General features: G+C 68.2%; 19 protein-coding genes and 1 pseudogene. 17 read left to right on the top strand and 3 right to left on the bottom strand.

Annotated features, from left to right (window positions below):
• The first annotated feature begins 138 nt into the window (after nt 1–138).
• Together ACZYZ3_RS04620 and ACZYZ3_RS04615 are read left to right on the top strand one after the other, a co-directional pair.
• On the top strand, nt 139–2,121 hold the full coding sequence (locus tag ACZYZ3_RS04620; RefSeq protein ID WP_463962657.1) for a penicillin-binding transpeptidase domain-containing protein: 1,983 nt from the start codon (nt 139–141) through the stop codon (nt 2,119–2,121).
• Nucleotides 2,122–2,164: 43 nt separating this feature from the next.
• On the top strand, nt 2,165–3,847 hold the full coding sequence (locus ACZYZ3_RS04615) for an ABC-F family ATP-binding cassette domain-containing protein (RefSeq protein ID WP_463962656.1): 1,683 nt from the start codon (nt 2,165–2,167) through the stop codon (nt 3,845–3,847).
• Between the two features lie 89 nt (nt 3,848–3,936).
• Here ACZYZ3_RS04615 and ACZYZ3_RS04610 read toward each other — a convergent pair.
• Nucleotides 3,937–4,630, bottom strand: a pseudogene (locus tag ACZYZ3_RS04610) (GntR family transcriptional regulator).
• A gap of 145 nt (nt 4,631–4,775) precedes the next feature.
• Between ACZYZ3_RS04610 and ACZYZ3_RS04605 the strand changes: the two are divergent.
• From ACZYZ3_RS04605 to ACZYZ3_RS04590, 4 genes are all read left to right on the top strand, one after another.
• Nucleotides 4,776–6,515, top strand: a complete 1,740-nt coding sequence (locus ACZYZ3_RS04605; protein WP_463962655.1) for an L-lactate permease — start codon at nt 4,776–4,778, stop codon at nt 6,513–6,515.
• A complete protein-coding gene (locus ACZYZ3_RS04600; protein WP_463962654.1) occupies nt 6,515–9,340 on the top strand; it encodes an FAD-binding and (Fe-S)-binding domain-containing protein in 2,826 nt (941 codons plus the stop codon). The genes ACZYZ3_RS04605 and ACZYZ3_RS04600 overlap by 1 nt, the downstream gene beginning before the upstream one ends.
• A gap of 122 nt (nt 9,341–9,462) precedes the next feature.
• On the top strand, nt 9,463–10,236 hold the full coding sequence (locus tag ACZYZ3_RS04595) for a DeoR/GlpR family DNA-binding transcription regulator (protein WP_463962653.1): 774 nt from the start codon (nt 9,463–9,465) through the stop codon (nt 10,234–10,236).
• Entirely contained in the window at nt 10,233–11,420 is a 1,188-nt protein-coding gene (locus tag ACZYZ3_RS04590; protein ID WP_463962652.1) for an MFS transporter, read from the top strand. Before ACZYZ3_RS04595 ends, ACZYZ3_RS04590 begins: the two co-directional genes overlap by 4 nt.
• On the opposite strand, the gene ACZYZ3_RS04585 is transcribed toward ACZYZ3_RS04590, so the two are convergent.
• Nucleotides 11,356–12,069 carry a phosphatase PAP2 family protein gene (locus ACZYZ3_RS04585; RefSeq protein WP_463962651.1) on the bottom strand — a complete coding sequence of 238 codons (714 nt, stop codon included), beginning with the start codon at nt 12,067–12,069 and terminating at the stop codon, nt 11,356–11,358. The two genes, ACZYZ3_RS04590 and ACZYZ3_RS04585, sit on opposite strands and share 65 nt — an antisense overlap.
• Before the next feature lie 115 nt (nt 12,070–12,184).
• Between ACZYZ3_RS04585 and ACZYZ3_RS04580 the strand changes: the two genes are divergently transcribed.
• The 7 genes from ACZYZ3_RS04580 (at nt 12,185) to ACZYZ3_RS04550 (ending at nt 21,012) form a co-directional block, all read left to right on the top strand.
• Nucleotides 12,185–13,681 (top strand): bifunctional phosphatase PAP2/diacylglycerol kinase family protein, encoded by a 1,497-nt coding sequence (locus ACZYZ3_RS04580; RefSeq protein WP_463962650.1) that lies wholly within the window; start codon nt 12,185–12,187, stop codon nt 13,679–13,681.
• Nucleotides 13,682–13,812: 131 nt separating this feature from the next.
• Nucleotides 13,813–14,757: an ABC transporter ATP-binding protein gene (locus ACZYZ3_RS04575; protein WP_463962649.1), complete on the top strand. Its 945-nt coding sequence runs from the start codon at nt 13,813–13,815 to the stop codon at nt 14,755–14,757.
• A gap of 75 nt (nt 14,758–14,832) precedes the next feature.
• Complete coding sequence (locus ACZYZ3_RS04570; RefSeq protein WP_463962770.1) at nt 14,833–15,657, top strand: ABC transporter permease; 825 nt, start codon at nt 14,833–14,835, stop codon at nt 15,655–15,657.
• Nucleotides 15,658–15,687: 30 nt separating this feature from the next.
• A complete protein-coding gene (locus ACZYZ3_RS04565) occupies nt 15,688–17,019 on the top strand; it encodes a sensor histidine kinase (RefSeq protein WP_463962648.1) in 1,332 nt (443 codons plus the stop codon).
• 14 nt (nt 17,020–17,033) lie between these two features.
• Complete coding sequence (locus tag ACZYZ3_RS04560; RefSeq protein ID WP_463962647.1) at nt 17,034–17,774, top strand: response regulator; 741 nt, start codon at nt 17,034–17,036, stop codon at nt 17,772–17,774.
• A gap of 257 nt (nt 17,775–18,031) precedes the next feature.
• Nucleotides 18,032–19,477, top strand: coding sequence for an amino acid permease (locus ACZYZ3_RS04555; protein WP_463962646.1), 1,446 nt, complete (start codon nt 18,032–18,034; stop codon nt 19,475–19,477).
• A 224-nt stretch (nt 19,478–19,701) separates the two neighbouring features.
• Nucleotides 19,702–21,012 (top strand): M18 family aminopeptidase, encoded by a 1,311-nt coding sequence (locus ACZYZ3_RS04550; RefSeq protein WP_463962645.1) that lies wholly within the window; start codon nt 19,702–19,704, stop codon nt 21,010–21,012.
• Nucleotides 21,013–21,016: 4 nt separating this feature from the next.
• On the opposite strand, the gene ACZYZ3_RS04545 is transcribed toward ACZYZ3_RS04550, so the two are convergent.
• A complete protein-coding gene (locus ACZYZ3_RS04545; protein ID WP_463962644.1) occupies nt 21,017–21,700 on the bottom strand; it encodes a DUF1345 domain-containing protein in 684 nt (227 codons plus the stop codon).
• 240 nt (nt 21,701–21,940) lie between these two features.
• Between ACZYZ3_RS04545 and rpsF the strand changes: the two genes are divergently transcribed.
• The 4 genes from rpsF to rplI all read left to right on the top strand — a co-directional run bounded on the left by rpsF (nt 21,941) and on the right by rplI (nt 23,746).
• On the top strand, nt 21,941–22,246 hold the full coding sequence (rpsF, locus tag ACZYZ3_RS04540; RefSeq protein WP_069950073.1) for a 30S ribosomal protein S6: 306 nt from the start codon (nt 21,941–21,943) through the stop codon (nt 22,244–22,246).
• Between the two features lie 55 nt (nt 22,247–22,301).
• Nucleotides 22,302–22,910, top strand: a complete 609-nt coding sequence (locus ACZYZ3_RS04535; RefSeq protein WP_463962643.1) for a single-stranded DNA-binding protein — start codon at nt 22,302–22,304, stop codon at nt 22,908–22,910.
• 126 nt (nt 22,911–23,036) lie between these two features.
• Nucleotides 23,037–23,276, top strand: a complete 240-nt coding sequence (gene rpsR / locus ACZYZ3_RS04530; RefSeq protein WP_003800144.1) for a 30S ribosomal protein S18 — start codon at nt 23,037–23,039, stop codon at nt 23,274–23,276.
• Between the two features lie 17 nt (nt 23,277–23,293).
• Complete coding sequence (rplI, locus tag ACZYZ3_RS04525; RefSeq protein WP_307457021.1) at nt 23,294–23,746, top strand: 50S ribosomal protein L9; 453 nt, start codon at nt 23,294–23,296, stop codon at nt 23,744–23,746.
• Nucleotides 23,747–23,825 lie beyond the last annotated feature (79 nt).

Raw genomic sequence — 23,825 nt, 5'->3', positions numbered from 1 at the left:
CGCGGAAGGGCCGGTCTGCGGGCGGACTGCGGTCCGAAGTAACCGGGCGGGAACGTCGGGGCCGAAGCGGGAACCCCCAATGGTCCGGAAGCTTAACGTGACAGGGGCTTTGTCTGCGGCTCGGGGCATAATGGCGCGATGGGGAAAATATCTAAACTTTCAGCTGTCCTTGTTGGTCTCATGCTGGGCGCCTCGCTGGTGTCCTGCGACGACGGCAGCGCCGGCGCGCGCGACGCCGCGAAGCAGCTTGCGTCCGCCGTTTCGGCGCTCGACGTCGGCTCCGTCGCCTTTGAAGGCAAGGACGCCGGCGCCGCGAATGAGCAGCTCAACGAGGTGTTCAAGGCGCTGGACCCGGCCAAGCCTGCGGTGGAAAGCGGCGAGCTGACGCTGGATTCCGGCACGGCCACGGTCCCGCTGAACTACAGCTGGAAGATCGGCTCCGGGGAGTGGAAGTACACCACCTCCGCGCAGCTGAAAAAGTCCGGTGACAAGTGGCTGGCCGTCTGGAACCCGGCCACCCTGGTCCCAGGGCTGGCCGAGGGTGAGATTCTTGGCACCTTGTCCCAGTCCCCGTCGCGGGCGGAGATCCTGGGCGCCGGTGACGCCAAGCTGGTCACCTACCGGCCGGTCGTGAACGTCGGCATTGACAAGCCCCTGCTGGCCACGGCCGATCCGGCGGAGTCAGCCACCCAACTCGCCCAGCTGGTGGGAGCGGACCCCGCGGCCTACGTCCAGCAGGTCCAGGCGGCCGGCCCTGAGGCCTTCGTCACCGCGATCACCCTGCGCGAGGACGGCCGGACCATCACCGACGATCAGATCGGCGAGATTCCCGGCGCCCGCGCCATCCGCGACTTCCTGCCCCTGGCACCCACCCGCACCTTCGCCCGCGCCCTGCTGGGCACCGCAGCCGAGGCGAATGCCGAACAGATCGAGAAATCCGGCGGTGCGCTCAAAGCCGGAGACACCACGGGCACCGGTGGCCTGCAGCAGCAGTACGACGAACAGCTGCGCGGCAGCAACGGAATCCAGGTCTATGCCGAAAAGGCAGGCCTCACCGCCGAGGAACGGCAGACCTTGCCCAACGGCGGCCGCCGGGCCCTCTTCCAGCTCGAGATGAAGGTGGGAACGCCGCTGAAAACAACGCTGGATCCCAACCTCCAACAGCTGGCCGAGGGCATCCTGGCGAAGGTGGGCCCGGCGTCGGCCATTGTTGCGCTCCGGCCCTCCAGCGGCGCCGTCCTGGCCGCGGCCTCGGGACCGGGAAGCAACGGTTACGACACCGCCCTGCTGGGGCAGTACGCCCCCGGTTCCATCTTCAAGATCGTGGACTCCCTGGCCATGATCCGCAACGGCATGACCCCGGAATCGACGGTGGAGTGTCCCGCCACCCTGACCGTCGACGGCCGGACCTTCAAGAACGCCGAAGGCTACCCAGCCTCCTCGCTGGGATCCGTGACGCTGCGCGATGCCTTCGCGCACTCCTGCAACACCGCGTTCATCAACGCCCGCGACAACGTCAGCCAGGCCCAGCTGGAAGCCGCTGCCACCTCCCTCGGCGTCGCCGTGGAAGCCCCGGCGCTGGGCGCTGGCGCGTTCCTGGGTTCGGTTCCGGGGGAGTCCGCCGGGACCGAGCACGCCGCCTCGATGATCGGCCAGGGCAAGGCGCTTATGTCCCCGCTGGCCGCCGCCATCATGGCGGGCTCGGTCGCCAAGGGTGCGCCCGTGTCGCCGCAGCTCGTGCTGAACCCGGGAGCAGAAGGGGAGGCAGCCACCGGAGCCTCAGCCAGCCCCTCCGCCGGATCCACGCCGTCAGCTTCCGCACCGGCGCCGGCGCCAACCTCCGGCACCCCGGTCACCGCAGCCGAGGCGGCCGCCCTGGCGGACATGATGCGTGCCGTGGTCACCTCCGGGCACACCGGCTTCCTCGCGTCCGTGCCGGGCGCTCCGGTGGCGGCAAAGACGGGGACCGCCGAATTCGGCAGCGAGAACCCGCCCAAGACCCACGCCTGGATCGTGGCCGTGCACGGGGACCTCGCCGTCGCCGTGTTCGTCGAGGAAGGCGGGCTGGGCGCCACCGTCTCCGGTCCGCTGCTGAAGGAGTTCCTCACCGCCGCGGGCTGAGGCCGTCGACGGGCCGCAACGGCGGCCGTGGGAGGATGGAAGGGTGGCTCATATTGACGTTTCCAACATCGATTACTTCCTCTCCGACGGCACGCAGCTGCTCAACGGCGTGACCTTCAAGGTCCCGGACGGGACCAAGACGGCGCTGATCGGACCCAACGGAACCGGCAAGACGACGCTGTTCCGGATCATCTCCGGCGACCTCATCGCCGACGAAGGCGTGATCGGCCGATCCGGCAACATGGGCATCATGCGCCAGTTTGTCGGCCAGGTCCGGGACGAATCCACCGTCCGCGACCTCCTGGTCTCCGCCGCGCCTCCCGCCCTCGCCGCCGCCGCCCGCACCGTGGACGCGGCGGAGCTGGCCATGGTGGAACACGACGACGAGCCCACCCAGATGGCCTACGCCCAGGCCATCGTGGACTGGGGCGACGCCGGCGGGTACGACGTCGAGACCGTCTGGGACGAAGTCTGCATGGCCGCGCTCGGCCTGCCCTTTGACCGCGCGCAGCACCGCCCGGCGTCGAGCCTCTCCGGCGGGGAACAGAAGCGCCTGGTGCTTGAGGCCCTCTTTGCCGGCCCCGACGAGCTGCTACTTCTGGACGAGCCGGACAACTACCTCGACGTCCCGGGCAAGCGCTGGCTCGAGGCCAAACTCAACGAGTCGAAGAAGACTGTGTTTTTCATCAGCCACGACCGCGAACTGCTGAACAATGCCGCCGGCCGTATCGTGACCCTCGAACCGGGCATCAACGGCGCCGGGGCCTGGATCCATGGCGGCGGCTTCGGCTCCTACGTGGACGCCCGCGCGGACCGGAACGCCCGCTTCGAGGAGCTCCGGAAGCGCTGGGACGAGGAGCACGTGAAGCTCAAGGAACTCGTCAACATGTACAAGAACAAGGCCGCGTTCCGCTCCGACATGGCCAACCGGTATCAGGCAGCGCAGACCCGCCTCGCGAAGTTCCTCGAAGCCGGCCCGCCCGAGGCGCTGCCGATCGAGCAGAACGTGCGGATGCGGCTCAAGGGCGGGCGGACCGCCAAGCGTGCCGTCGTGGCCGAAAAACTGGAACTCACCGGGCTGATGAAGCCCTTTTCCACCGAGGTCTGGTTCGGCGACCGCGTTGGCGTGCTTGGCTCCAACGGCTCCGGCAAGAGCCATTTCCTGCGGCTGCTCGCCACCGGGGGCACCGACCCGGAACGGGAGCACCTGCCGGTCTCCGACGTCGACATCGCCGAGGTCCCGCACGACGGCACCGTCAAACTCGGCGCGCGCATCCGGCCCGGTTTCTTTGCCCAGACCCATATCCGGCCGGATCTTCTGGGCAAGACGCTGCTGGAAATCCTGCACCGCGGCGACGAACACCGCTCGGGGCTGGGCCGGGAGGCCGCCGCCGGCGCACTCGACGGGTACGGCCTGGCGTCACAGTCGGAGCAGAAGTATGAATCGCTTTCCGGCGGGCAGCAGGCCCGGTTCCAGATCCTGCTGCTGCAGCTCTCCGGCGCCACCTTGCTGCTGCTCGACGAGCCCACGGACAACCTGGACCTGCACTCGGCCGAAGCGCTGGAACGCGCCATCGACCACTTCGAGGGAACGGTTCTGGCCGTCACGCATGACCGCTGGTTCGCCCGGACCTTTGACCGCTTCCTGATCTTCGGCTCGGACGGCAAGGTCTACGAATCGGCCGAGCCCGTCTGGGACGAAAAGCGCGTCGAGCGCGTCCGCTGACCAAACAGCAACGCGGGGTCACTCAGCGCCCGTAATTCCCTCGGGAACGGGCGATATGTGACCCCGTGTTGCTTGACGGGTGGGCCGCGCTACTCCTTCAGCAGCCCGGACGGCTGGTCGGCCTCCGGCCCGGCAGTTCCCCCCCATGGCGGCGACCAGCCGTTCCCGGGCTCTGCCCAGGTGCTCGTCGAGCAGTTCGGCCGCGTCCTCGCCCTCGCCGGCCTCGATCAGTTCGAGGATTTTCTGGTGTTCAGCCCGGATCAGCGCGGTGTCCAGCAGCTGCAGGGACTGGACCCGGACCATGCACAGACGCACTTCGCCCACCAGCGAGCGGTACATCCTGCTGATCCGTTCATTGCCCACGGCGTCGATCAGGCTGGTGTGGAACCGCATGTCGGGTTCGACGACGTCGAGCGGAGCGCCGGACTGCACCGCCGCGATGTCGCGGTTGGCCTGCACCGCCGCTGCCGGCACGTCCCTGGTGCGTGCCAGCCGGCGGAGCACTTCACTTTCCAGGTACGCGCGGGCCAGGTAGATGTCCCGTACTGAGTCCGGGCCGAGGTCGACCACCCGGGCGGTTTTGTGGGTCCCCCGGTCCAGCAGCCCCTCGGCCACGAGCTTCTCGATCGCGGCCTTCGCCGTGGGCCGCGCCACGTCATAGGAGGAGGCGACCTCTGACTCCGTCAGGGCATCCCCGGATCCCAGTTCGCCGGCAAATATCCGGCTCCGCAGATCCGCAGCGACCGCGTCCACGATCGAGACTGCTGCAATTCGCCCGGCCACCGGAGCTCCCTTCCCGCCAAGACTTTCTTAATTCACTCCCAATCTTGCCAGACAAGACAACAAGCCTCTCTTGACGATCATGTGTACTTGTAAGACAATCGAAAGGCGCCACGGTGTTGTGACGCCTAACACAATCTGGAGACTCATGTTTGAGCAGATCCTCGACCCTATAGCCGGGTCCCTAGTGATTTCAGCCCTTTGCGCGGCGCTTCCCCTCGTCCTGCTATTCGTCCTCCTGGGCGTCTTCAAGGTCAAGGCCCCCGTGGCTGCCCTGGCCGGTCTGGCCCTCTCGCTCGTGCTGGCCATCGTCGGCTGGCAGATGCCGGTGAATCAGGCGCTGAGCGCCACCGCGGCCGGGATCTTCTACGGCCTGTTCCCGATCCTGTGGATCCTGGTCAACGCGCTGTGGATCTACCGGCTGACCGTGGCCACCCCGTGGTTCGAAGTGCTGGGACGCACCATCCGTTCCATCTCGAACGACCTCCGAATCTTGTCGATCCTCATCGCCTTCTGCTTCGGCGCCCTGCTGGAGTCCCTGGCCGGCTTCGGCGCCCCGGTGGCCATCTCCGCCGCCATGCTGATGGCTGCAGGCATGAAACCGATGAAGTCCGCCGTGGTCTCGCTGCTGGCCAACACCGCACCTGTGGCCTTCGGTGCGATGGCCGCGCCCATCATCGCCCTCAACGGCGTCACGGGTCTGCCGCTGCAGGATCTGTCCTCCATGGCCGGACGCCAGACGCCGTTCATCGCCCTGATCGTTCCGCTGCTGCTGGTGTTCATCGTCGACGGCCGGCGCGGCGTGAAGCAGACCTGGCCCGTGGCCCTGGTGGCGGGCGTCGCCTTCGGCGCGGCCCAGTTTGTCACCTCCAACTACTTCGCCGTGGAGCTCACCGATGTTGTCGCCGCGGTCGTGACCGTGGCGGCCGTGCTGCTGATGCTGAAAGTCTGGCAGCCGAAGGAAATTGTGGGGGTCGAAGGTGCCGTCGAGGGTGCCCCGGAAGCCGCCCACGCCGCCGTCGCCGTGACGGCAGGCACGCCGGACGGCGGGTCCGCCGGACACTCTTCCGGCTCCGGAACCGGCTCCGGATCCGACGCCGGACACGCCGCGGTGACCACTGTGCCCACCGACAACTCCCGGCCCGAACCCCGGCAGATCTGGATGGCGATCGCCCCTTACCTGATCATCATCGCGGTGTTCTCGGTGGCCCAGCTTCCGTTCGTCAAGACCTGGCTGGGCCAGGTCGGCAGCGTGACGTTCGCCTGGCCCGGCCTGGACATCACCGATTCGGCCGGCAAACCGGTCGCGGCCACCAAGTTCAAGCTCGACCACCTCAAGGCCACCGGCACCCTGCTGCTGTTCTCCGGGCTGCTCACCATGGTGCTGTACAAGGTCACCGCGTCGCAGGGCCTGCGCATCTACCGGGACACCCTGGTCCAGCTGCGCTGGACGATCGTCACCGTCACCGCCGTCCTGGGCCTGTCCTTCGTGATGAACCTCTCCGGCCAGACCACCACGCTGGGCTTCGCGCTGGCCTCCGCGGGCGGCTTCTTCGCCATCCTCTCGCCGCTGATCGGATGGATCGGCGTCGCCCTCACCGGGTCCGACACGTCCTCCAACTCCCTGTTCGGCCAGATGCAGGCCACCGCAGCGGAGCAGACCGGACTGTCCCCGGTGCTGATGGCCGCCTCCAATTCCTCCGCCGGCGTGATGGGCAAGATGCTGTCCCTGCAGAACCTGGCCGTTGCTGCGGCCGCCGTCGGCCTGGACGGCGCGGAGGGAACGCTGTTCCGCAAGCTGATCGGCTGGAGCCTGGGCCTGTTGGCGCTCATCACCGTGCTGATCTTCCTGCAGTCCACACCCGTCCTGGGCTGGATGGTCCCCTGATGGATCCCCTGGACCTGGCAGCCCTCCGCTCGGCGGTGCAGGATCCCGCCCAGGTGAAGACCCGGGCCATCGACCTGCACGCGAACGCCCATGACGCCTCGCATTTCCTGCTCATCCCGCAGGCCGTCGTCACGGCCGGGAACGCTGCCGAGGTCGGCGGGCTGCTGCGCGCCAGCGCCGCCCAGGGCGTGCCGCTGACCTTCCGCTCCGGCGGGACCAGCCTGAGCGGCCAGGCGGTCACCGACGGCGTGCTTGTGGACGTCCGCCGCAACTTCCGGGACATCGAGGTGCTCGACGGCGGCGCCCGGGTCCGCGTCCAGCCCGGCGTCACCGTGCGGGCGCTGAACGCCAGACTCGCCCGCTACGGCCGTAAGTTCGGCCCTGATCCGGCGAGCGAGGCGGCGTGCACGGTCGGCGGCGTCGTGGCCAACAACTCCTCCGGGATGAACTGCGGCACCGTGGACAACACCTACCGCACCCTGGAGTCGCTGACCGTGGTCCTGCCCTCCGGCACGGTCATTGACAGCGGGGCGGCGGACGCCGACCAGAAACTCCGCGCTCTCGAGCCGGAGCTCTACGACGGACTGGCCCGGCTGGCTGAGCGGGTCCGGACCAACGCGGACTCCGTGGGCAGGATCCGGCAGCAGTTTTCCATGAAGAACACGATGGGCTACGGACTGAACTCCCTGTTGGACTTCCGGACCCCGGTGGACATCATGGCCCACCTGATTGTCGGCAGCGAAGGCACCCTGGGTTTCGTGGCCGAGGCGGTTTTCCGCACCATCCCGCGGCTCCAGCACGCGGCCGCGGGCCTGCTGGTGTTCCCGGACCTGGAGGCCGCCAACGCGGCCCTGCCTTCCCTCGTCGAAACCGGAGCCGCCACCATTGAGCTGATGGATGCCTTGTCACTGAAGGTGGGCCAGAGCCTCAAGGGAACGCCCGCCGTCGTGCAGGATCTGGCGGTTCGGGACCACGCCGCCCTGCTCGTGGAATACTCCGCCGGCAGCGCCGGGCACCTGGCGGAACTCCAGGGCCACGGCGAGGGCATCCTCCCGGGCCTGGGGCTGTCCGCCCCCGCCCGGTTCACCGGCGACGCCCGGGAACGGGGGCAGCTCTGGCAGTTGCGCAAGGGCCTCTACGCCTCGGTGGCCGGGGCCAGGCCGCAGGGCACCACCGCGCTGCTGGAAGACATTGTGGTCCCGGTTCCGGTGCTGGGCCGCACCTGCCGGGAACTGATCCGGCTCTTCGGCAAATACAACTACAGCAACAGTGTGATCTTCGGCCATGCCAAGGATGGCAACGTCCACTTCATGCTCACCGACGGCTTCGCCACGGCGGCGGAGCTGGACCGCTACAGCGCCTTCACCGAGGACATGGTGGACCTCGTCCTGGCCGAGGGCGGATCCCTGAAGGCCGAGCACGGGACCGGGCGCGTCATGGCCCCCTACGTCCGCCGGCAGTACGGCGACGAGCTCTACGACGTCATGCGCGGCATCAAGCGGCTCTTCGACCCCGCCGCGATGCTCAACCCGGGGGTCCTGATGGACGAGGACCCGCTGGCGCACCTGCGGCACATCAAAACGGCACCCCCCGTCGCCGAGGAAGTGGACCGCTGCGTCTCCTGCGGCTACTGCGAGCCGGTGTGCCCCAGCAAGGACATCACCCTCACGCCGCGGCAGCGGATCGTCACGCTGCGCGCCATCGAATCGGCCCGGCTGGCCGGGGACACGGCGCTGGTCAGGGAACTGGAAAAGGACTACGACTACGAGTCGGTCGACACCTGCGCCGTGGACGGGATGTGCCAGACCGCCTGCCCGGTGGACATCAATACCGGGTCGCTCGTGAAACGCCTGCGGAAGGCCGGCGCCGGTCCGCTCGCCAACGGGGCGTGGAACGCCGCCGCCAGGCACTGGGAAGGGGTCACCCGTGGTGCCTCGCTGGCGCTGACGGTCGTCGACAAGCTCCCGGCCGCCGCCATCGCCCCGCCCAACACGGCAGCGCGGGCGGTGCTCGGAGCAGACACCGTGCCGCTGTATTCCGCCGAGCTGCCGGGCGGCGGTTCCGTGCGGAAGCGTCCGACGCCGGCGGGCGCGGTTGATGCTGTCTACTTCCCTGCCTGCGTGGGCACCATGTTCGGGCCTGCCGGAGCAGCCCAGGGCGCCGCGGGGCACGGTGTCCAGTACAGCTTCGAACAGCTCTGTGCCCGGGCCGGGCTCACGCTCCTGGTCCCGGACGGCATCGACGGCCTGTGCTGCGGCACCCCCTGGTCCTCCAAGGGCATGGCCGCCGGCCAGGAAACGATGCGGGAGAAGACCCTGGCCGCCCTCCGGGAGGCAACCCGGGACGGCGAACTGCCCATCGTCTGCGACGCGTCCTCCTGCACCGAGGGCCTGCGCCAGGCCGTGGAGGCGGAGGCACCCGCGGCCGGGCAGCGGGCCCTGTACATGGTGGACGCCGTGGACTTCGCCGCGGAGCGGATCCTGCCCCGGCTGCCCGAGCACGCGAAGCTGGCGTCGCTGGCCCTCCACCCCACCTGCTCCTCCACCCGGATGGGCCTCAACGATGCCCTCGATGCCGTCGCCGGGGCCGTTGCCGAGCGGGTCGAGGTCCCGGAAAACTGGGGCTGCTGCGCGTTCGCGGGCGACCGGGGCATGCTGCACCCCGAACTGACGGCGTCGGCCACCGCGAAGCAGGCCGCGGAGGTGGCGGACATGGGCGCTGCCGCGCACGCATCGTGCAACCGGACGTGCGAACTGGGCATGACCCGCGCCACGGGCGCCCAGTACCGCCATGTGCTGGAGCTGCTGGAGGAGGTCACCCGCTGACCACAGCAACGCGGGGTCACTTAGCGCCCATTCCCCGGGGGTTTATGGGCGCTAAGTGACCCCGCGTAGCTTACCTTTACGCAGGAAATGATTGAATGATCATGATCCGTTAGCATTTGTTCATGACTACTGCGGAGCGGCACCGCCGGATCGGCGAACTCCTGCGCCACCGGGAACAGATGTCGGTCGATGAGCTCATGGCCGAATGCGGTGCCTCCGGCGCGACGATCCGTCGTGACCTGGACGTCCTGGCGCTCCACGGCGTGCTCCGCCGGGTCCACGGCGGGGCGCGCAGCCTGGTGCTGCGCGGTGAGAACCCCGAATACGGGCAACGCGAGATCGAGGACCCCGCCGCCAAGATCCGGATTGCGGCCGGCGTCGCCGCCCTGCTGCAGGACCGCCGGCACGTCTGGCTGGACAGCGGCACCACGGCCACCGAGGTGGCCCGGCACCTGCGGCAGCGGGACATGACCCTGATGCCGATGTCGCTGCGGGCTGTCAACGCGCTGACCGAAGGAGCCCCGGCCGCCGGCCGGCATCCCGAACTGCTGCTGCCCGGCGGAAGCCTGATCGCCGGGGAACTGTCCTTCCGCGGGCCCATGACGGAGTCCAACATCCGTTCGCTGCGGTTTGATACAGCCGTGCTCACGCCCTGCGCGCTGAACCTCGCAGACGGGCTCCTGGCCCATGACCTCGAGGATGCAGCCGTGAAACGCGCCGGACTCGAATCCGCGGGCAGGGTGATCGTCGCCTGCTCCGGGAGCAAGTGGAACGCCAGCGCGGTCGCGCTCGTCGCGCCCCTGGCTGCCGTGGATGTTCTGGTCACCGACAAACAGCTCAGTACCGAAGACCTTGCCCAACTCACCCAACACTCGGTGGAAGTAGTGATCGTATGACCAAGACGGCGACCCGCCCACAGCTCAACGCCGCAGCCGCGGCAACCTTCCTGATTTTCGGGATCAACGGGCTCGTGTTCGCCAGCTGGGCCGCCCGCATCCCCGCGGTGACCGATATCCTGGACATCTCCTCGGGACAGATGGGAACCCTGCTGCTGTGCGTCGCGGCGGGCTCGCTGATCGCACTGCCGACCGCCGGCCATGTGGTGGGCCGGATCGGAACGGCCAATGCGGTGCGGGCCGCCGGCTTTCTCGCCGCCCTGGCCGGTGTCGGTGTCGCACTGGCACTGCTGGCCGGGTCAGTCCCCGGGACCGCCGTCGCGCTGTTCTTCTTCGGCATGGGCATCGGGCTGTGGGACGTGTCCCAGAACATCGAAGGAGCCGACGTCGAACACCGGCTCGGGCGCACCATCATGCCGCAGTTCCACGCCGCCTTCAGCGGGGGTGCGTTCCTGGGCGCCGTGATCGGCGCCGGACTGGCGGGCCTCGGCGTCGGGCTCCCGGCGCACCTGCTGGTGATCGCCGCCATCGTCGCCGTCGTGACCCTGGCTGCGCCGCGTTACTTCCTGCCGCACCTCCCGGCGCCCGTGCCGGCGGCCGGGGAAGCCGGGGAATCCAAGGGCGTCTCGGCCTGGCGGGACGGACGAACGCTGCTGATCGGCGTCGTGGTGCTGGGCGCGACGCTCACCGAAGGCGCCGGCAACGACTGGATCGCAAAAGCCGCCGTGGATGGCCTGGACGCGACGGAATCGACCGGGGCGCTGCTGTTCGCGGGCTTTGTCCTGGCCATGACCGCGGTGCGCTTCTTCGGCGGCCGGGCGATCGACGCCTACGGCCGGGTGCCTGTGCTCCGCGCCAGCATGGCTGCCGCCGCCGCAGGGCTCGGGCTCTTCGTCCTGGCCGGTGACATCTGGACGGCCACGGCCGGCGCGGTGCTCTGGGGAGCGGGGGCTGCCCTCGCGTTCCCGATGGGGATGTCGGCTGCGGCCGACGACCCGAAGCACGCCGCCGCCCGCGTGTCGGTCGTCTCCACGATCGGGTACGTCGCGTTCCTCGCCGGTCCGCCGCTGCTGGGCTACCTCGGTGACCTGATCGGAATCCGGCTGGCCCTGCTGGCCATCATGATCCCGATTCTGGGTGCGCTCCTGCTCGCCGGCGCCGCGAAGCCCTTGCGCGCCAGCTAAGCAGGCGGCGGGCGTCCCCATTCTCCCGTATGCATATGTCCTGGAAGACCAGCCAGAGCAGGAGCACCACCGGGACGGCCAGGCATATGCTGCCGACGGTGTCCGCGAGCCAGTGGGCGGACAGATACGTGCGGCTGATCATCATGGTCAGCCCCCCAAACCCCGCGAGCACCCCTGCCCAGGCCCGGCCCACCAGCAGGGCCACGACCACCAGGAACGCCGCGGTGCTCGCCACATGGCCCGAGGGGAAGGAGCCGGTGTCGGTCAGGACCACCGTGTTGTCCGGCCGGTCACGGACGATGCCGGCCTTGAGGATCTGCGTGAAAATCAGGACGGCGAGGCCTGCCGCAGCGCTGAAGATCGCTGTCTGCTGGCGTCTCCTCAGCAGCAGGGCCGCGACGAGCAGGCCGTGAAGCAGGAGGACGCCGCGGTAGCCGGCCAGATTCAGGAAGACGTTGAGGCTGTCCCAGAACGGACTGCGCAGGGACGTGATCCAGCGGCCCCAGCCTTCGTCCAGGCCCTGGAACGGGGGCAGCCGCGCGTCCGCCAGCAGCAGTCCCCCGAGGACCGCGCCGAGTGTGAGCAGGGCGGTACTTGCCGCCAGCACGCGGCCCGGCGGCAATCGCTGAGGGTCCAGCACTCGGGTCATCGCCTCATCCTAACCAACTGAACCGCCCCGGCGGGCTGGACCCTGCCTTCGGAGGACCTTGGGAATCCGCCTTGTCGGACCGGGTGCCGCCGCGATCCGGCAGTAAGGTGGTCGCATGCGCAGCATGCTGAGGAAGGCTCCGATCCGACTGGGGAAATTCGACCGGAAACTCGTACGCGCCCTGTCCGGCCTCCCCGGGGGCACTCATGACGACTTTTTCCGGCAACTCTCCGCTTCGGCGAACAAGGGCAAACTCTGGCTTGGCATCGCCGCGGTGATGGCCCTGTTCCCTGGCAGGACGCGGCGCGCCGCGCTCCACGGCATACTGGCGCAGGCCGTCGCCTCCGCGGTCACGAATCTCGGGTTCAAAACCCTGCTGCCGCGGGCCCGCCCGCTGCCCGAGCACCTGCCGGTCTTCAGGTTTGTCCATCCCCAGCCCACAAGCTCCTCAATGCCTTCGGGACACTCCGCCTCGGCCGTGGCGTTCGCCCTCGGTGCCGCTCTCGTCCGGCCGGCCCTCGGCGCTGCACTGGCCCCCCTCGCGGCCGGCGTCGCGTACTCCCGGGTCCACACGGGCGCCCACTGGCCCTCGGATGTGTTCTTCGGATCGGCGCTCGGTGCGGGGGCCGCCCTGGTCACACGGAAGTGGTGGCCCGTCCGGCCGCCGATTCCCGAGCTCCGGCGCACTCCTATGAAAGCTGCGGAGCTTCCGGAGGGTGGGGGCCTCGGCATCGCGGTGAACACGCTGGGCGGCTCGTACGCGGAGGAGACCGCAGCTGCCCTCCAAAAGGTATTCCCAAAGGCGTATATAACGGAGGTGACCCAGGCAGAGGACCTCGCGGAGGAGATCGCACGGGTTGCTTGCCGGCCCGGGATTGTTGCCCTGGGCGTCTGGGGCGGCGACGGAACGGTCGGCACGGCGGCCGCGGCCGCCGTCGAACATTCCCTTCCGCTCCTGGTCCTGCCGGGCGGAACCGTCAACCACTTCGCCCGGGACGCCGGCACTCCGAACCTCACGGCCGCCGTCGGGGCCGCGTCCCGCGGCGAAGCGGCACGGGCGGATGTTGGGCTGGTGTCCGTGGCGCGCGGACTTCCCGCCAGCCCCGAGCTGCTGCACCTGACCATGCTCAACACCGCGAGCATCGGCCTCTACCCGAACCTGGTCCGCCGGCGCGAACTGCTCCAGCCGGCCCTCGGGAAGCCCCTGGCCGGCGTCGTCGCGATGCTGCGGACCTTCGCCGCCGGGACGCCCACCACCTTGATCGTCGACGGGGTGCGGCACAAACTGTGGATCCTTTATATCGGCCGCGGACGCTACTACCCCCGCGACCACGCCCCGCTGGTCCGCCCGGTCCTCGACGACGGCGTCTTCGACCTCAGGATGATCACCGCCGACGAATCCTTCGCCCGGCTCCGGCTGCTGTGGTCCGTGCTGACCGGAACCGTCGCCACCTCCCGGATCACCCACCTCAGCGAATCCAGCAGCATCCGGGTGGAACCGGGGGACACCAGCATGGTCCTGGCTGTCGACGGGGAGGTCATGCCCGGGGTGCGCAGCGTCGAATTCTCGGTGACGCCCGGCGCCCTGACGTACTACTCGCCGGCATCCTGACGGCGGCACCGTCATCCTCCCGGACTACCCTGATTCGACCCTGAATCATCCCTTAGACCGGCGAAACCGGCGCTCCGCCTCGGTAGCGTGGTGTGTACACCAACCCCACTGCTAGCTAAAGGAACGCTTCCATGATCGAAGCACGAGGCCTGACCAAGGTTTACGGCGACAAGACCGCCGTCGCCGGAGTCAACTTCACCGTCGAAGCCGGCCGGGTCACCGGCTTCCTGGGCCCGAACGGAGCCGGCAAATCCACCACCATGCGCATGATCATGGGGCTGGACCGGCCGACGTCGGGCACCGTCACCGTCAACGGCACCCCGTTCGCCCGGCACGCCGCGCCGCTGCGCGACGTCGGCGCGCTGCTCGACGCCAAGGCCGTCCACACCAGCCGCTCCGCCTACAACCACCTGCTCGCGATGGCCGCCACGCACAGCATCCCGAAAAAACGCGTGCACGACGTCATCGAGATGACGGGGCTGGCCGACGTGGCCAAAAAGAAGGTCGGCGGCTTCTCCCTCGGCATGGGACAGCGGCTCGGGATCGCCGCGGCGCTGCTCGGCGACCCGCAGACGGTCATCCTGGATGAGCCCGTGAACGGGCTGGACCCGGAGGGCGTTGTCTGGGTCCGCAACCTGGTCAAATACCTGGCCTCCGAGGGACGCACGGTGTTCCTCTCCAGCCACCTCATGAGCGAGATGGCCGTCACCGCCGACCACCTGATCGTGATCGGCCGCGGCCGGATCATCGCCGATGCGCCGATCCAGGAAATCATCACCGGAAAGGGCCAGATCCGCACCCGCGTACGCACCGACCAGCCGGACCAGCTGATGCACCTGCTCGCCGGCAACGGCGTTTCCGTGGAACTGCAGGAGAACGAACTGCTCGAGGTCACCGGCCTCGACCCGCGCCAGATCGCCCGCGCGGCCCTCGACAGCCGCGTCATGGTCTACGAACTTACACCGCTTCAGGCCAGCCTCGAGGAGGCCTACATGGAACTGACCAAGGATGATGTCGAATACCACTCACTGATCACCACGGGCGCTGCGGCCCCCGTCCAGTCCGGAGGCAACTAAACCATGAGCTCAACCACCCTCGACCCCTCCCGCCGCGGCGCGCACGCCGGCACCGGTGAGGTCCCCCCCGGCGGGATGTCCGGTACGAGCACCGGCCCGGGCCCGAGCTTCCTCCGGGTACTGAACTCCGAATTCATCAAGTTCCGCACGCTGTTGTCCACCCTGATCCTGCTGGGCTGCACCGTCCTCGTGGTCGTGGGCTTCGGAGCCCTCTCCGCGTGGGGGACGGGACAGTTCGCCGAGGCCGCGGCCACGGATCCGCAGGCGGCCGCTGCCTTCGCCGCCCAGGGCGGGGACCTCACGGTCGGTGTCCCCACGTCCGGCATCGCGTTTGCCCAGTTGATCCTGGGCTCACTCGGGGTGTTGCTGATGAGCTCCGAGTTCACCACCGGCATGGCCCGCTCCACCTTCGCCGCCGTCCCCAAGCGGATCCCGGCGTACGCCGCCAAGCTCCTCGTGGTCATGGTGACGGCGTTCGTCCTGACCGCGGCCTCCGTGTACCTGGCCGGCCTGGTGTCGCTGCCGATTCTGGACAACTACAACCTCAACCTGGACCTCGCCAGCCCGCAGTCGGTGAAGATGCTGCTGGTCAACAGCCTCTACGTCGCCGCCGTGGCGGCCATCGGCATGGCCCTGGGCTCGCTGATCCGCAATTCCGCCGGCGGCATCATGAGCCTCGTCGGGTTGTTCTTCGTGGCACCGATCGCCTTCCAGCTGATTCCGGGCGACTTCTTCGTCGAGGCCCGCAAGTACCTGCCCGGCAACACGGTCGAACCGATGACTGCCGTGCAGCACGTCCCGGACACGCTGGAAGCCTGGCAGGCCGCGATGGTGCTGGGCGCCTGGGTCGTCGTCCCGGTGGTCCTGGCTGCCGTGCTGCTGAAGAAGCGGGACGTCTAGGCCCCCGGGCCCACCGTCTAGGCTCAGAGCATGAGCGATGCAGTTCCCGTGAAGGACGCGCCAGCCGGCCAGGCTGACGCGTCCTTCGCCGAAATCACCGCCCGACGCCGGGGGCGCGTCCGGCGCTACCTGTTCCAGCACCCGCGGGCCATGGATGCCGTGGTAGTCGCCTGCTACCTGCTGCTGGTGACCCCCGCCGCGGCGGAGGCCGTGCGCGACGGCGTGTGGGCGGCCGCCGTGCTGCTCGTGTTGTCCGCAGCGGCGCTGATGTTCCGGCGGAGCCATCCGGTTCGGGTGGTGGCCGTCGTTGCGGTGCTGGAGCTGGGTGTGACCGTGCTCCACCCGTGGGGGTCCAACGTCTCCGCCGGACTGTGGTTTGCGCTCTACGCCGTGGCGGCGGCACGCAGCCGCCGGGTCGCCCTGGTGTGCCTGGCGGCGGCCACTGCACCGCTGGTGTTCGTGTACTTCCTGCTGGCCGTTGGACCGCTCGATGGCCGGCTGCCGGACATGGGAGTGAATACGCCGGAGAACTTCCAGCTGATCACCAGCATCGCCGCCGTCGTGAGCATCAGCCTCTCCACTGTCATCGCCACCGGACTCGGTGTCTCCGTCCGGCAGCGGCGCGAGCATGAGCACGAGATTGCCGCCTGGGCCGCGAGGACCGCGCAGCTCGGCTCGGTCACCGAACGCAACCGCATCGCCCGCGAAATGCACGACGTCGTGGCCCATTCGCTCACGGTGATGGTCAGTCTGGCGGACGGGGCCGCCGTCGTGGTCAAGAAGGACCCCGCGCGGGCGGCGGAGGTCCTCGGGGAACTTTCCCGCACCGGCCGCACCGCCCTGGCGGACATGCGGCGCGTCCTGGGTGTGCTGCGAGACGACTCGGCCCCGGGGCAGGCGCGGCGCGAACCGCTGGCTGGCGCGGACAATCTGGGCAAACTCCTGGAGGGCTTCCGCACCGCGGGGCTCCCGCTGCACTACACGCACACCGGCCCCTCGCTGCCGGACGACGCCGCGTTCCAGCTGACGGTGTACCGGATTGTGCAGGAGTCCCTGACGAATGTGCTGCGCTATGGCCGATCGCTGGGCCGGGTGGATGTGGCCATTGCCCGGAACGGCCCCACGGTCACCATCGACGTCGTCGACGACGGCAAGGGCACCGTCGACTCCGGCGGTTCGGCAGCGGCTCCGGCGGTGCGGCAGTCCCCCGGATCCGTGGGCACGGGCCGGGGCCTCGCCGGGATGCTGGAACGGGCACGGATTTACGCGGGCACCGTGGAGGCAGGGCCGATCGCGGGCCACGGCTGGCGGGTGCACGCCGTGCTGCACTGGAACGGCGACAACGGAAGTAAGGGCATATGAGTCAAGGGGAACCGATGAGCGAAACCGGACCGATCCGCATCCTGCTGGTGGATGACCAGCCGCTCCTGAGGATGGGCTTCCGCCTGATCCTGGAGGGCGAGGACGATCTGGCGATCGTGGGCGAGGCCTCCGACGGCGCCGAGGCGATCCGCCAGGTCCGGGAGCTTGCGCCCGACGTGGTGCTGATGGACGTGCGGATGCCGGTGCTGGACGGGATCGAGGCCACGCGGGCCATCACCCAGTCGGGGGCCAACGCGAGGATCATCATCCTCACCACCTTCGACCTCGACGAATATGCGTTCGCCGGGCTCCAGGCCGGGGCCTCGGCGTTCCTGCTCAAGGACGTGGCGCCCGCCGAACTGATCAGTGCCGTCCGGGTCGTGGCGAGCGGCGACGCGGTGGTGGCGCCGCGCATCACGCGGCGGTTGCTCGAAACGTATGTCCGGGGCAACGGGAAAGGCCTGGCCGACGGCGGCACACCAGGTCAGGAGGCGTCCGGCGGGGCACCCGCCGGGGTCCGGCCGGCCCGGGATCCGCTGCTGGAGGACCTGACCCCGCGCGAAACCGAGATGCTCGGGGCGATGGCCGAAGGGCTGTCCAATGCCGAGATTGCGCACCGGTACTTCCTGTCCGAAGCCACGGTCAAGACGCACGTGCGCCGGATCCTCACCAAGCTCCATCTGCGCGACAGGGTCCAGGCCGTGGTGTACGCCTACGAGACCGGCCTGGTGGTGCCCAGCAACCCGGACTACTGAGCCTCGGCAGGGCGCGGCGGCCCGGGGAGCCCGAAGCAGTGGTTTCAGGCACATTTCTGAATTGCCCGTGAGGCAACTTCCTTTGCTTAATGGGCCTCTTTGCTGGAGTTCTGCCCGGAACGGCCGCATGTCATTTGTAGGACTGCACAGAACAGGCGCCTCACCGCCCGGTCTAGGGTGAAACGTCAATGTGGTCCGCCGCACAAGTTTTCACGATGTATCCGCGGACCCGAACAATCCACGAAGGACGGCGCTTCATGCAGGCTGACCAGCAACTCTCCCAATCCCTGAAACCCCGGCATCTGTCCATGATCGCCATCGCGGGCGTGATCGGTGCAGGCCTGTTTGTCGGCTCCGGCGCGGCGATCCAGCAGGCCGGCCCCGGGATCCTGGTGGCTTATACGGCGGCTGGACTCGTGGTCATCCTGGTCATGCGGATGCTAGGGGAAATGGCGGCCGCCAATCCGGAAACCGGTTCATTCTCAACCTACGCGGACAAGGCCCTTGGCCGGTGGGCAGGGTTCAGCATCGGCTGGCTGTACGCCTGGTTCTGGATCATTGTGCTCGGCATCGAGGCAACGGCGGGTGCGGCCATCATGCACCGCTGGGTGCCAGGGATCGACCAGTGGATCTGGGCACTGCTGCTGATGGTGGTCCTGACCCTGACCAACCTGAGTTCAGTGAAGTCCTTTGGCGAGTTCGAGTTCTGGTTCGCCTCCATCAAGGTCGCGGCGATCGTGCTGTTCCTGCTTTTCGGTGTCGCGGCAATCCTCGGCCTCATCCCGGGCCTTCCGGCCCCCGGGGTAAGCAACCTGCTCGAAAACGGAGGCTTTATGCCCAACGGGCCGGGCGCCGTGCTGGCCGGCATCCTCGTAGTCGTGTTTTCCTTCTTCGGTGCTGAAATCGCCACCATCGCCGCCGGTGAATCCGAAAACCCCGTCGATGCGGTCAAGAAGGCCGTGAAGTCCACTGTCTGGCGCATCCTCGTCTTCTACATCGGCTCCATCGCGATCGTGGTCACGCTCCTGCCCTGGAACTCCGCTTCCGTGGCCAAGAGCCCGTACGTTGCCGTGATCGAGCTGTACGGCATCCCCGGCGCCGGAACCATCATGGACATCGTGGTGCTGACCTCCGTGCTGTCCTGCCTCAACTCCGGGCTGTACACCGCCAGCCGGATGCTGTTCTCGCTCTCCCGCCGCGGCGACGCGCCGCGGTCCTGGATGCGGATCTCCAAGCGTGGCGTTCCCGCCGCCGCCGTTCTGGCCTCCACCGTGGTCGGCTTCATCACCGTCGGACTGAACTACATTGCCCCGGACACCGTGTTCCTGTTCCTGGTCAACACCTCAGGCGCCATCGCCCTGTTCGTCTGGCTCGTGATCGCGGGCTCGCAGCTGATCCTGCGCCGCCGGATGGGCGCGGCGGCCAAGGACCTCCAGTTGAAGATGTGGCTGTTCCCGTACCTGACCTGGGTTGCCATCATCAGCATCGTGGCGCTGCTGGTCGGCATGATGGTTTTGGATACCACCCGCGAGTCGCTGCTGCTCTCGCTGGCCCTCGCCGCCGTCGTGGTCGGTATCGGCCTCTGGCGCTACCGCAAGAACGGCGGGAAGCCCACGGCAATCAGCGACGGCGGTGCCGCGGCCGATACCCAGACCGTGGCGCGCGCCGAGAGCGCCACCGTGGGTGCCGGCCCGGCGTCCTGACTCCCGTCCCCGCCCCGGACCCCTCAGCACCACGGGACATGCCCAGCCTTGCCGCGCTGCAGTGGACATAGTGGCATTATGTACACTCGGCGCGGCCGGGGGAGGGCATGTCCAACGGGCCGGGTGGAACATGCCCAGTGCCGGGCGCCCGCGGAGGGCATGTCCAGAGAGCTCAGCCCGCACCTGGGCCGTCCGGCCAACGGCACGACGCTAGACTCGGAGCCATGTCGTCAGAGTCCAACGCCGCAGCCCACATCCAGGACCTCGGCGCGTACGTCACCGCGTCGCCGTCGAGCTTCCATGCCGTCCACGAGGCCGCCCGGCGGCTGGACGGGGCAGGATTCACCGCTCTCGACGAGCTGCGGCCCTGGCACGGGGCCGCCGGTACTGGAAAGTTCTACGTGGTCCGCGACGGGGCGATCATCGCCTGGGTGACACCGGAAACGGCCGGTCCGACCACCGGCTTCAACATTCTGGGCGCGCACACCGATTCGCCGTCGTTCAAGCTCAAGCCCAGGCCCACCACTGGCAAGTTCGGCTGGCTGCAGGCCGGCGTCGAGGTCTATGGCGGCCCGCTGCTCAACTCCTGGCTGGATCGCGAACTGCAGCTCGCAGGGCGCCTGGTGATGCGGGACGGGACCCAGCACCTCACCGCCACCGGCCCGCTCCTGCGGTTCCCGCAGCTGGCCATCCACCTGGACCGCTCCGTGAACGAGGGACTGGCCCTGGACAAGCAGCAGCACATGAACCCGGTCTACGGGCTCGGCGACCCGGCGGGCGTAGACCTGCTGGGCCTGCTGGCGGACCGGGTTGCAGGCTCGGACGTGGACGCTGCCCTGATCGGCGGCTACGACGTCGTTATCGCGGACACCCAGGGCCCCGCCGTGTTCGGCGCGAAGGGCGAGTTCTTTGCCTCCGGCCGGCTGGACAACCTGTCGGCGACCCATGCCGGTCTCACCGCACTGATCGCCCACGCCGCCGCGCCGCTGCCGGCCCGGGCGCCGATTGCCGTACTGGCCGCGTTCGACCACGAGGAGATCGGTTCGGCCTCCCGTTCCGGCGCGAGCGGGCCCATCCTCGAGGACGTGCTGGTGCGCATTTCCGACGGTCTGGGTGCCTCGGCGAGCCAGCGGCGGCAGGCCTTCGCGGCGTCGTTCTGTGTGTCCGCCGACGCCGGTCACGCCGTCCACCCCAACTACGCCGAGAGGCACGACCCGGCCAACCGGCCGGCCCTGAACGGCGGCCCGCTGCTGAAGATCAACGCCAACCAGCGCTACGCCACGGACGCAACCGGCGCCGCCCTCTGGGCGCGGCTGTGCGCGGACGCCGGCATCCCGTACCAGGAGTTCGTCTCGAACAACGTGATGCCCTGTGGCTCCACCATCGGCCCGCTGACCGCCACCCGCCTGGGCATCCGGACGGTCGACGTCGGTGTGCCGCTCCTGTCGATGCACTCGGCACGCGAGCTCTGCGGCGTGGACGATCCGCACCGGCTGGCGAAGGTGACGGAGCTGTTCTTCCGCACTGCGCCGTAGTCGCTCAGAAGGCCAGGCTGATCACGAGGCTGATCGTCGTGGCCAGGATGACGGTGCCAAAGAGGTAGGACAGCAGGCTGTGCTTGAGCGCCTCCGCCCGGATGCCGTGGCTCTGCAGGGCAGTGTCCGAGACCTGGTACGTCATGCCGAGGCTCGTGGCGAGATAGGCGAAGTCCGTGTATTGCGGGGGCCGTTCCTGGTTGAAGTCGATGCCGCCCACTTCCGACCCGGCCTTACCGCCCGTGCCGTAGTAGAGCTCGGCGTACCGCAGCGTGAACAGCGTCTGCACCAGCATCCAGGACAGGGCCACCGACGCCAGCGCCAGGAGGCCGCCGCCCAAGCGCAACCCGCCGCCGCTGGCATGGGAATCGACGACGACGGCGGCCACCGCGCCAAGGCTGGCGACGTTGGCCGCCAGGATCAGCAGGTCGGTGATGCCGCGGGACGGATCCTCCACCGTGGCATGCGTCCGGGTCTCAGCAGGGTTGAAGCGGCCGACCGCCAGCCAGACCCACACGACGTAGGTCAGTGCGGCGATGCCCCAGCCGGCAGCCGGGGCCGCCACCCAGTACCCTGCCAGTCCGGTCGTCGTGGCCGCGAGCACCCCGGCGAGAAGCATGACCGCCAGGCGCAGCCGGCTGCGCCGCACCGGCCGGGCGTCGCCGCGGATCGGGGAACCGTTGTTCATTCCCCGATCTTGGCACAGGGTTGTCCACATGGAGGCTGGCCCGCTTCCCGGGACGTGCCGGCCCCGCCTACGCTGGGCAGGCATGGAATCGCGGAATCCGGCCCCGGTGCACTAAACTATTGAAGTCTGTGTTGCGCCCTGCCCCCGTTCCTGGGGGTGATGCGGGCATATGGCACCGCAAATGAACCTCCTGTTACGGAAATGCCGTAACCGCTTAGCCCAAAGGAGGTGGGTTCACATATGCGTCCTTACGAATTGATGGTAATCATCGACCCCGAGGTCGAAGAGCGTACCGTTGAGCCAACGCTTCAGAAGTTCCTGAACGTCATCACGACCGATGGTGGAACCATCGAGAAGGTTGACATCTGGGGCCGTCGTCGCCTGGCTTACGAAATCCAGAAGAAGACTGAAGGTATCTACGCCGTGGTGAACTTCACCGCTGAGCCGGCTACCGCCAAAGAACTTGATCGCCAGCTGAGCCTCAATGAGACCATCATGCGCACCAAGATCACCCGCCCCGAAGTCCAGAAGGTCGTTGCTGAGTAATCTCAGCTCCCGATTTTCACTCTTCACCCCGCAGGAACGAACAAGGAGGCAGTAGATGGCAGGCGAAACCACTATTACGGTCATCGGTAATCTCACCAGTGACCCCGAACTGAGGTTCACACCGTCAGGTTCGGCAGTAGCGAATTTCACCATCGCTTCTACTCCCCGCACCTTCGACCGCCAGTCCAATGAGTGGAAGGACGGGGAAACCCTGTTCCTCCGCGCATCGGTATGGCGCGAAGCCGCCGAAAACGTCGCCGAATCCCTGACCAAGGGCATGCGCGTGATCGTTAACGGCCGGCTGAAGAGCCGTTCCTACGAAACCAAAGAAGGCGAGAAGCGCACCGTTATCGAGCTTGAGGTCGATGAAATCGGCCCCAGCCTGCGCTACGCCAACGCCAAGGTCAACCGCACCCAGCGCTCCGGCGGTGGGGGTGCCGGCAACGGCGCCCAGGGTGGCTTTGGCAGCGGCAGCGGCGGCACCAGTGGCGGCGGCTTCGGTGGCGGCTCTGGTGGAAACCAGGGCGGCAACCAGGGCGGCAACTCGGGCGGAACCTGGGGCGGCAACCAGCCCGCACAGCAGGATGACCCCTGGGCCACGCCCGGTGTCAGCAATGCAGGCGGCGGCTGGGGCAACGGCCCGGATTCCGAACCTCCCTTCTAAACAACATCTAAGGTTCGATGACGGAGCCCGCCGGAACGCCGCAAGGCGGACGGGCGCCAACCGGCGTCGGATCACCACCATCCCGTGGATCAATATCCACGGGCTCCATCGAATAGGAGCTCCACGATGGCTAAGGCTGAACTCCGTAAGCCCAAACCAAAGTCCAACCCCTTGAAGGCCGCTGACATCACTGTCATCGACTACAAGGACGTAGCATTGCTGCGCAAGTTCATCTCCGACCGCGGAAAGATCCGCGCCCGTCGCGTCACTGGCGTCACGGTGCAGGAACAGCGCAAGATCGCCCAGGCAATCAAGAACGCCCGCGAAGTTGCACTGCTGCCTTACTCCGGCGCTGGCCGCGGCTAGGGAAGGGATTAACTAATATGGCAAAGCTCATTCTGACCCACGAAGTAACCGGTCTCGGTGCTGCAGGCGATGTTGTCGAGGTCAAGGACGGTTACGCACGTAACTACCTGTTGCCCCGCAACTTCGCCCTGACCTGGTCCAAGGGTGGCGAGAAGCAGGTTGAGTCCATCAAGACTGCCCGCGCCGCCCGCGAGCACGCTTCCCTGGAAGACGCTCAGAAGCAGGCCGCTGCACTCTCCGCCAAGCCGGTCAAGCTCGTTGTCAAGGCTGGCGAGACTGGACGTCTGTTCGGCACCGTCAAGCAGGGCGACGTGGCCGACGCTGTTGAGGCCGCTGGCCTTGGCCGCATCGACAAGCGCAAGGTTGAACTGCCGACGCACATCAAGTCGGTTGGTTCTTACCAGGCCAACGTCCGTCTTCACGCTGACGTTGCCGCTGTGATCGAACTCGACGTAGTCGCAGGCAAGTAGCCCTCACCGGCTACGCAGTCCTGAACTGCTGGAAGGCCCCCGCCTTCGGATTCCTCTTCGGAACCGGTCGCGGGGGCCT

It is taken from the genome of Pseudarthrobacter linnaei, assembly GCF_055412825.1.
Note: the sequence above shows the minus strand (reverse complement) of the source record. Positions and strands in the feature narration are given on the sequence as shown.

Bases quoted from the DNA above. Each gene is read 5' to 3' on its own strand.
- ACZYZ3_RS04535 (WP_463962643.1), top strand. From the start codon at position 22,302: ATGGCAGGCGAAACCACTATTACGGTCATCGGTAATCTCACCAGTGAC.
- rplI (WP_307457021.1), top strand. From the start codon at position 23,294: ATGGCAAAGCTCATTCTGACCCACGAAGTAACCGGTCTCGGTGCTGCA.
- ACZYZ3_RS04585 (WP_463962651.1), bottom strand. From the start codon at position 12,069: ATGACCCGAGTGCTGGACCCTCAGCGATTGCCGCCGGGCCGCGTGCTG.
- ACZYZ3_RS04580 (WP_463962650.1), top strand. From the start codon at position 12,185: ATGCGCAGCATGCTGAGGAAGGCTCCGATCCGACTGGGGAAATTCGAC.
- ACZYZ3_RS04565 (WP_463962648.1), top strand. From the start codon at position 15,688: ATGAGCGATGCAGTTCCCGTGAAGGACGCGCCAGCCGGCCAGGCTGAC.
- rpsF (WP_069950073.1), top strand. From the start codon at position 21,941: ATGCGTCCTTACGAATTGATGGTAATCATCGACCCCGAGGTCGAAGAG.
- ACZYZ3_RS04605 (WP_463962655.1), top strand. From the start codon at position 4,776: ATGTTTGAGCAGATCCTCGACCCTATAGCCGGGTCCCTAGTGATTTCA.
- ACZYZ3_RS04575 (WP_463962649.1), top strand. From the start codon at position 13,813: ATGATCGAAGCACGAGGCCTGACCAAGGTTTACGGCGACAAGACCGCC.
- ACZYZ3_RS04555 (WP_463962646.1), top strand. From the start codon at position 18,032: ATGCAGGCTGACCAGCAACTCTCCCAATCCCTGAAACCCCGGCATCTG.
- rpsR (WP_003800144.1), top strand. From the start codon at position 23,037: ATGGCTAAGGCTGAACTCCGTAAGCCCAAACCAAAGTCCAACCCCTTG.
- ACZYZ3_RS04620 (WP_463962657.1), top strand. From the start codon at position 139: ATGGGGAAAATATCTAAACTTTCAGCTGTCCTTGTTGGTCTCATGCTG.
- ACZYZ3_RS04590 (WP_463962652.1), top strand. From the start codon at position 10,233: ATGACCAAGACGGCGACCCGCCCACAGCTCAACGCCGCAGCCGCGGCA.
- ACZYZ3_RS04570 (WP_463962770.1), top strand. From the start codon at position 14,833: ATGTCCGGTACGAGCACCGGCCCGGGCCCGAGCTTCCTCCGGGTACTG.
- ACZYZ3_RS04545 (WP_463962644.1), bottom strand. From the start codon at position 21,700: ATGAACAACGGTTCCCCGATCCGCGGCGACGCCCGGCCGGTGCGGCGC.
- ACZYZ3_RS04550 (WP_463962645.1), top strand. From the start codon at position 19,702: ATGTCGTCAGAGTCCAACGCCGCAGCCCACATCCAGGACCTCGGCGCG.
- ACZYZ3_RS04595 (WP_463962653.1), top strand. From the start codon at position 9,463: ATGACTACTGCGGAGCGGCACCGCCGGATCGGCGAACTCCTGCGCCAC.
- ACZYZ3_RS04600 (WP_463962654.1), top strand. From the start codon at position 6,515: ATGGATCCCCTGGACCTGGCAGCCCTCCGCTCGGCGGTGCAGGATCCC.
- ACZYZ3_RS04560 (WP_463962647.1), top strand. From the start codon at position 17,034: ATGAGCGAAACCGGACCGATCCGCATCCTGCTGGTGGATGACCAGCCG.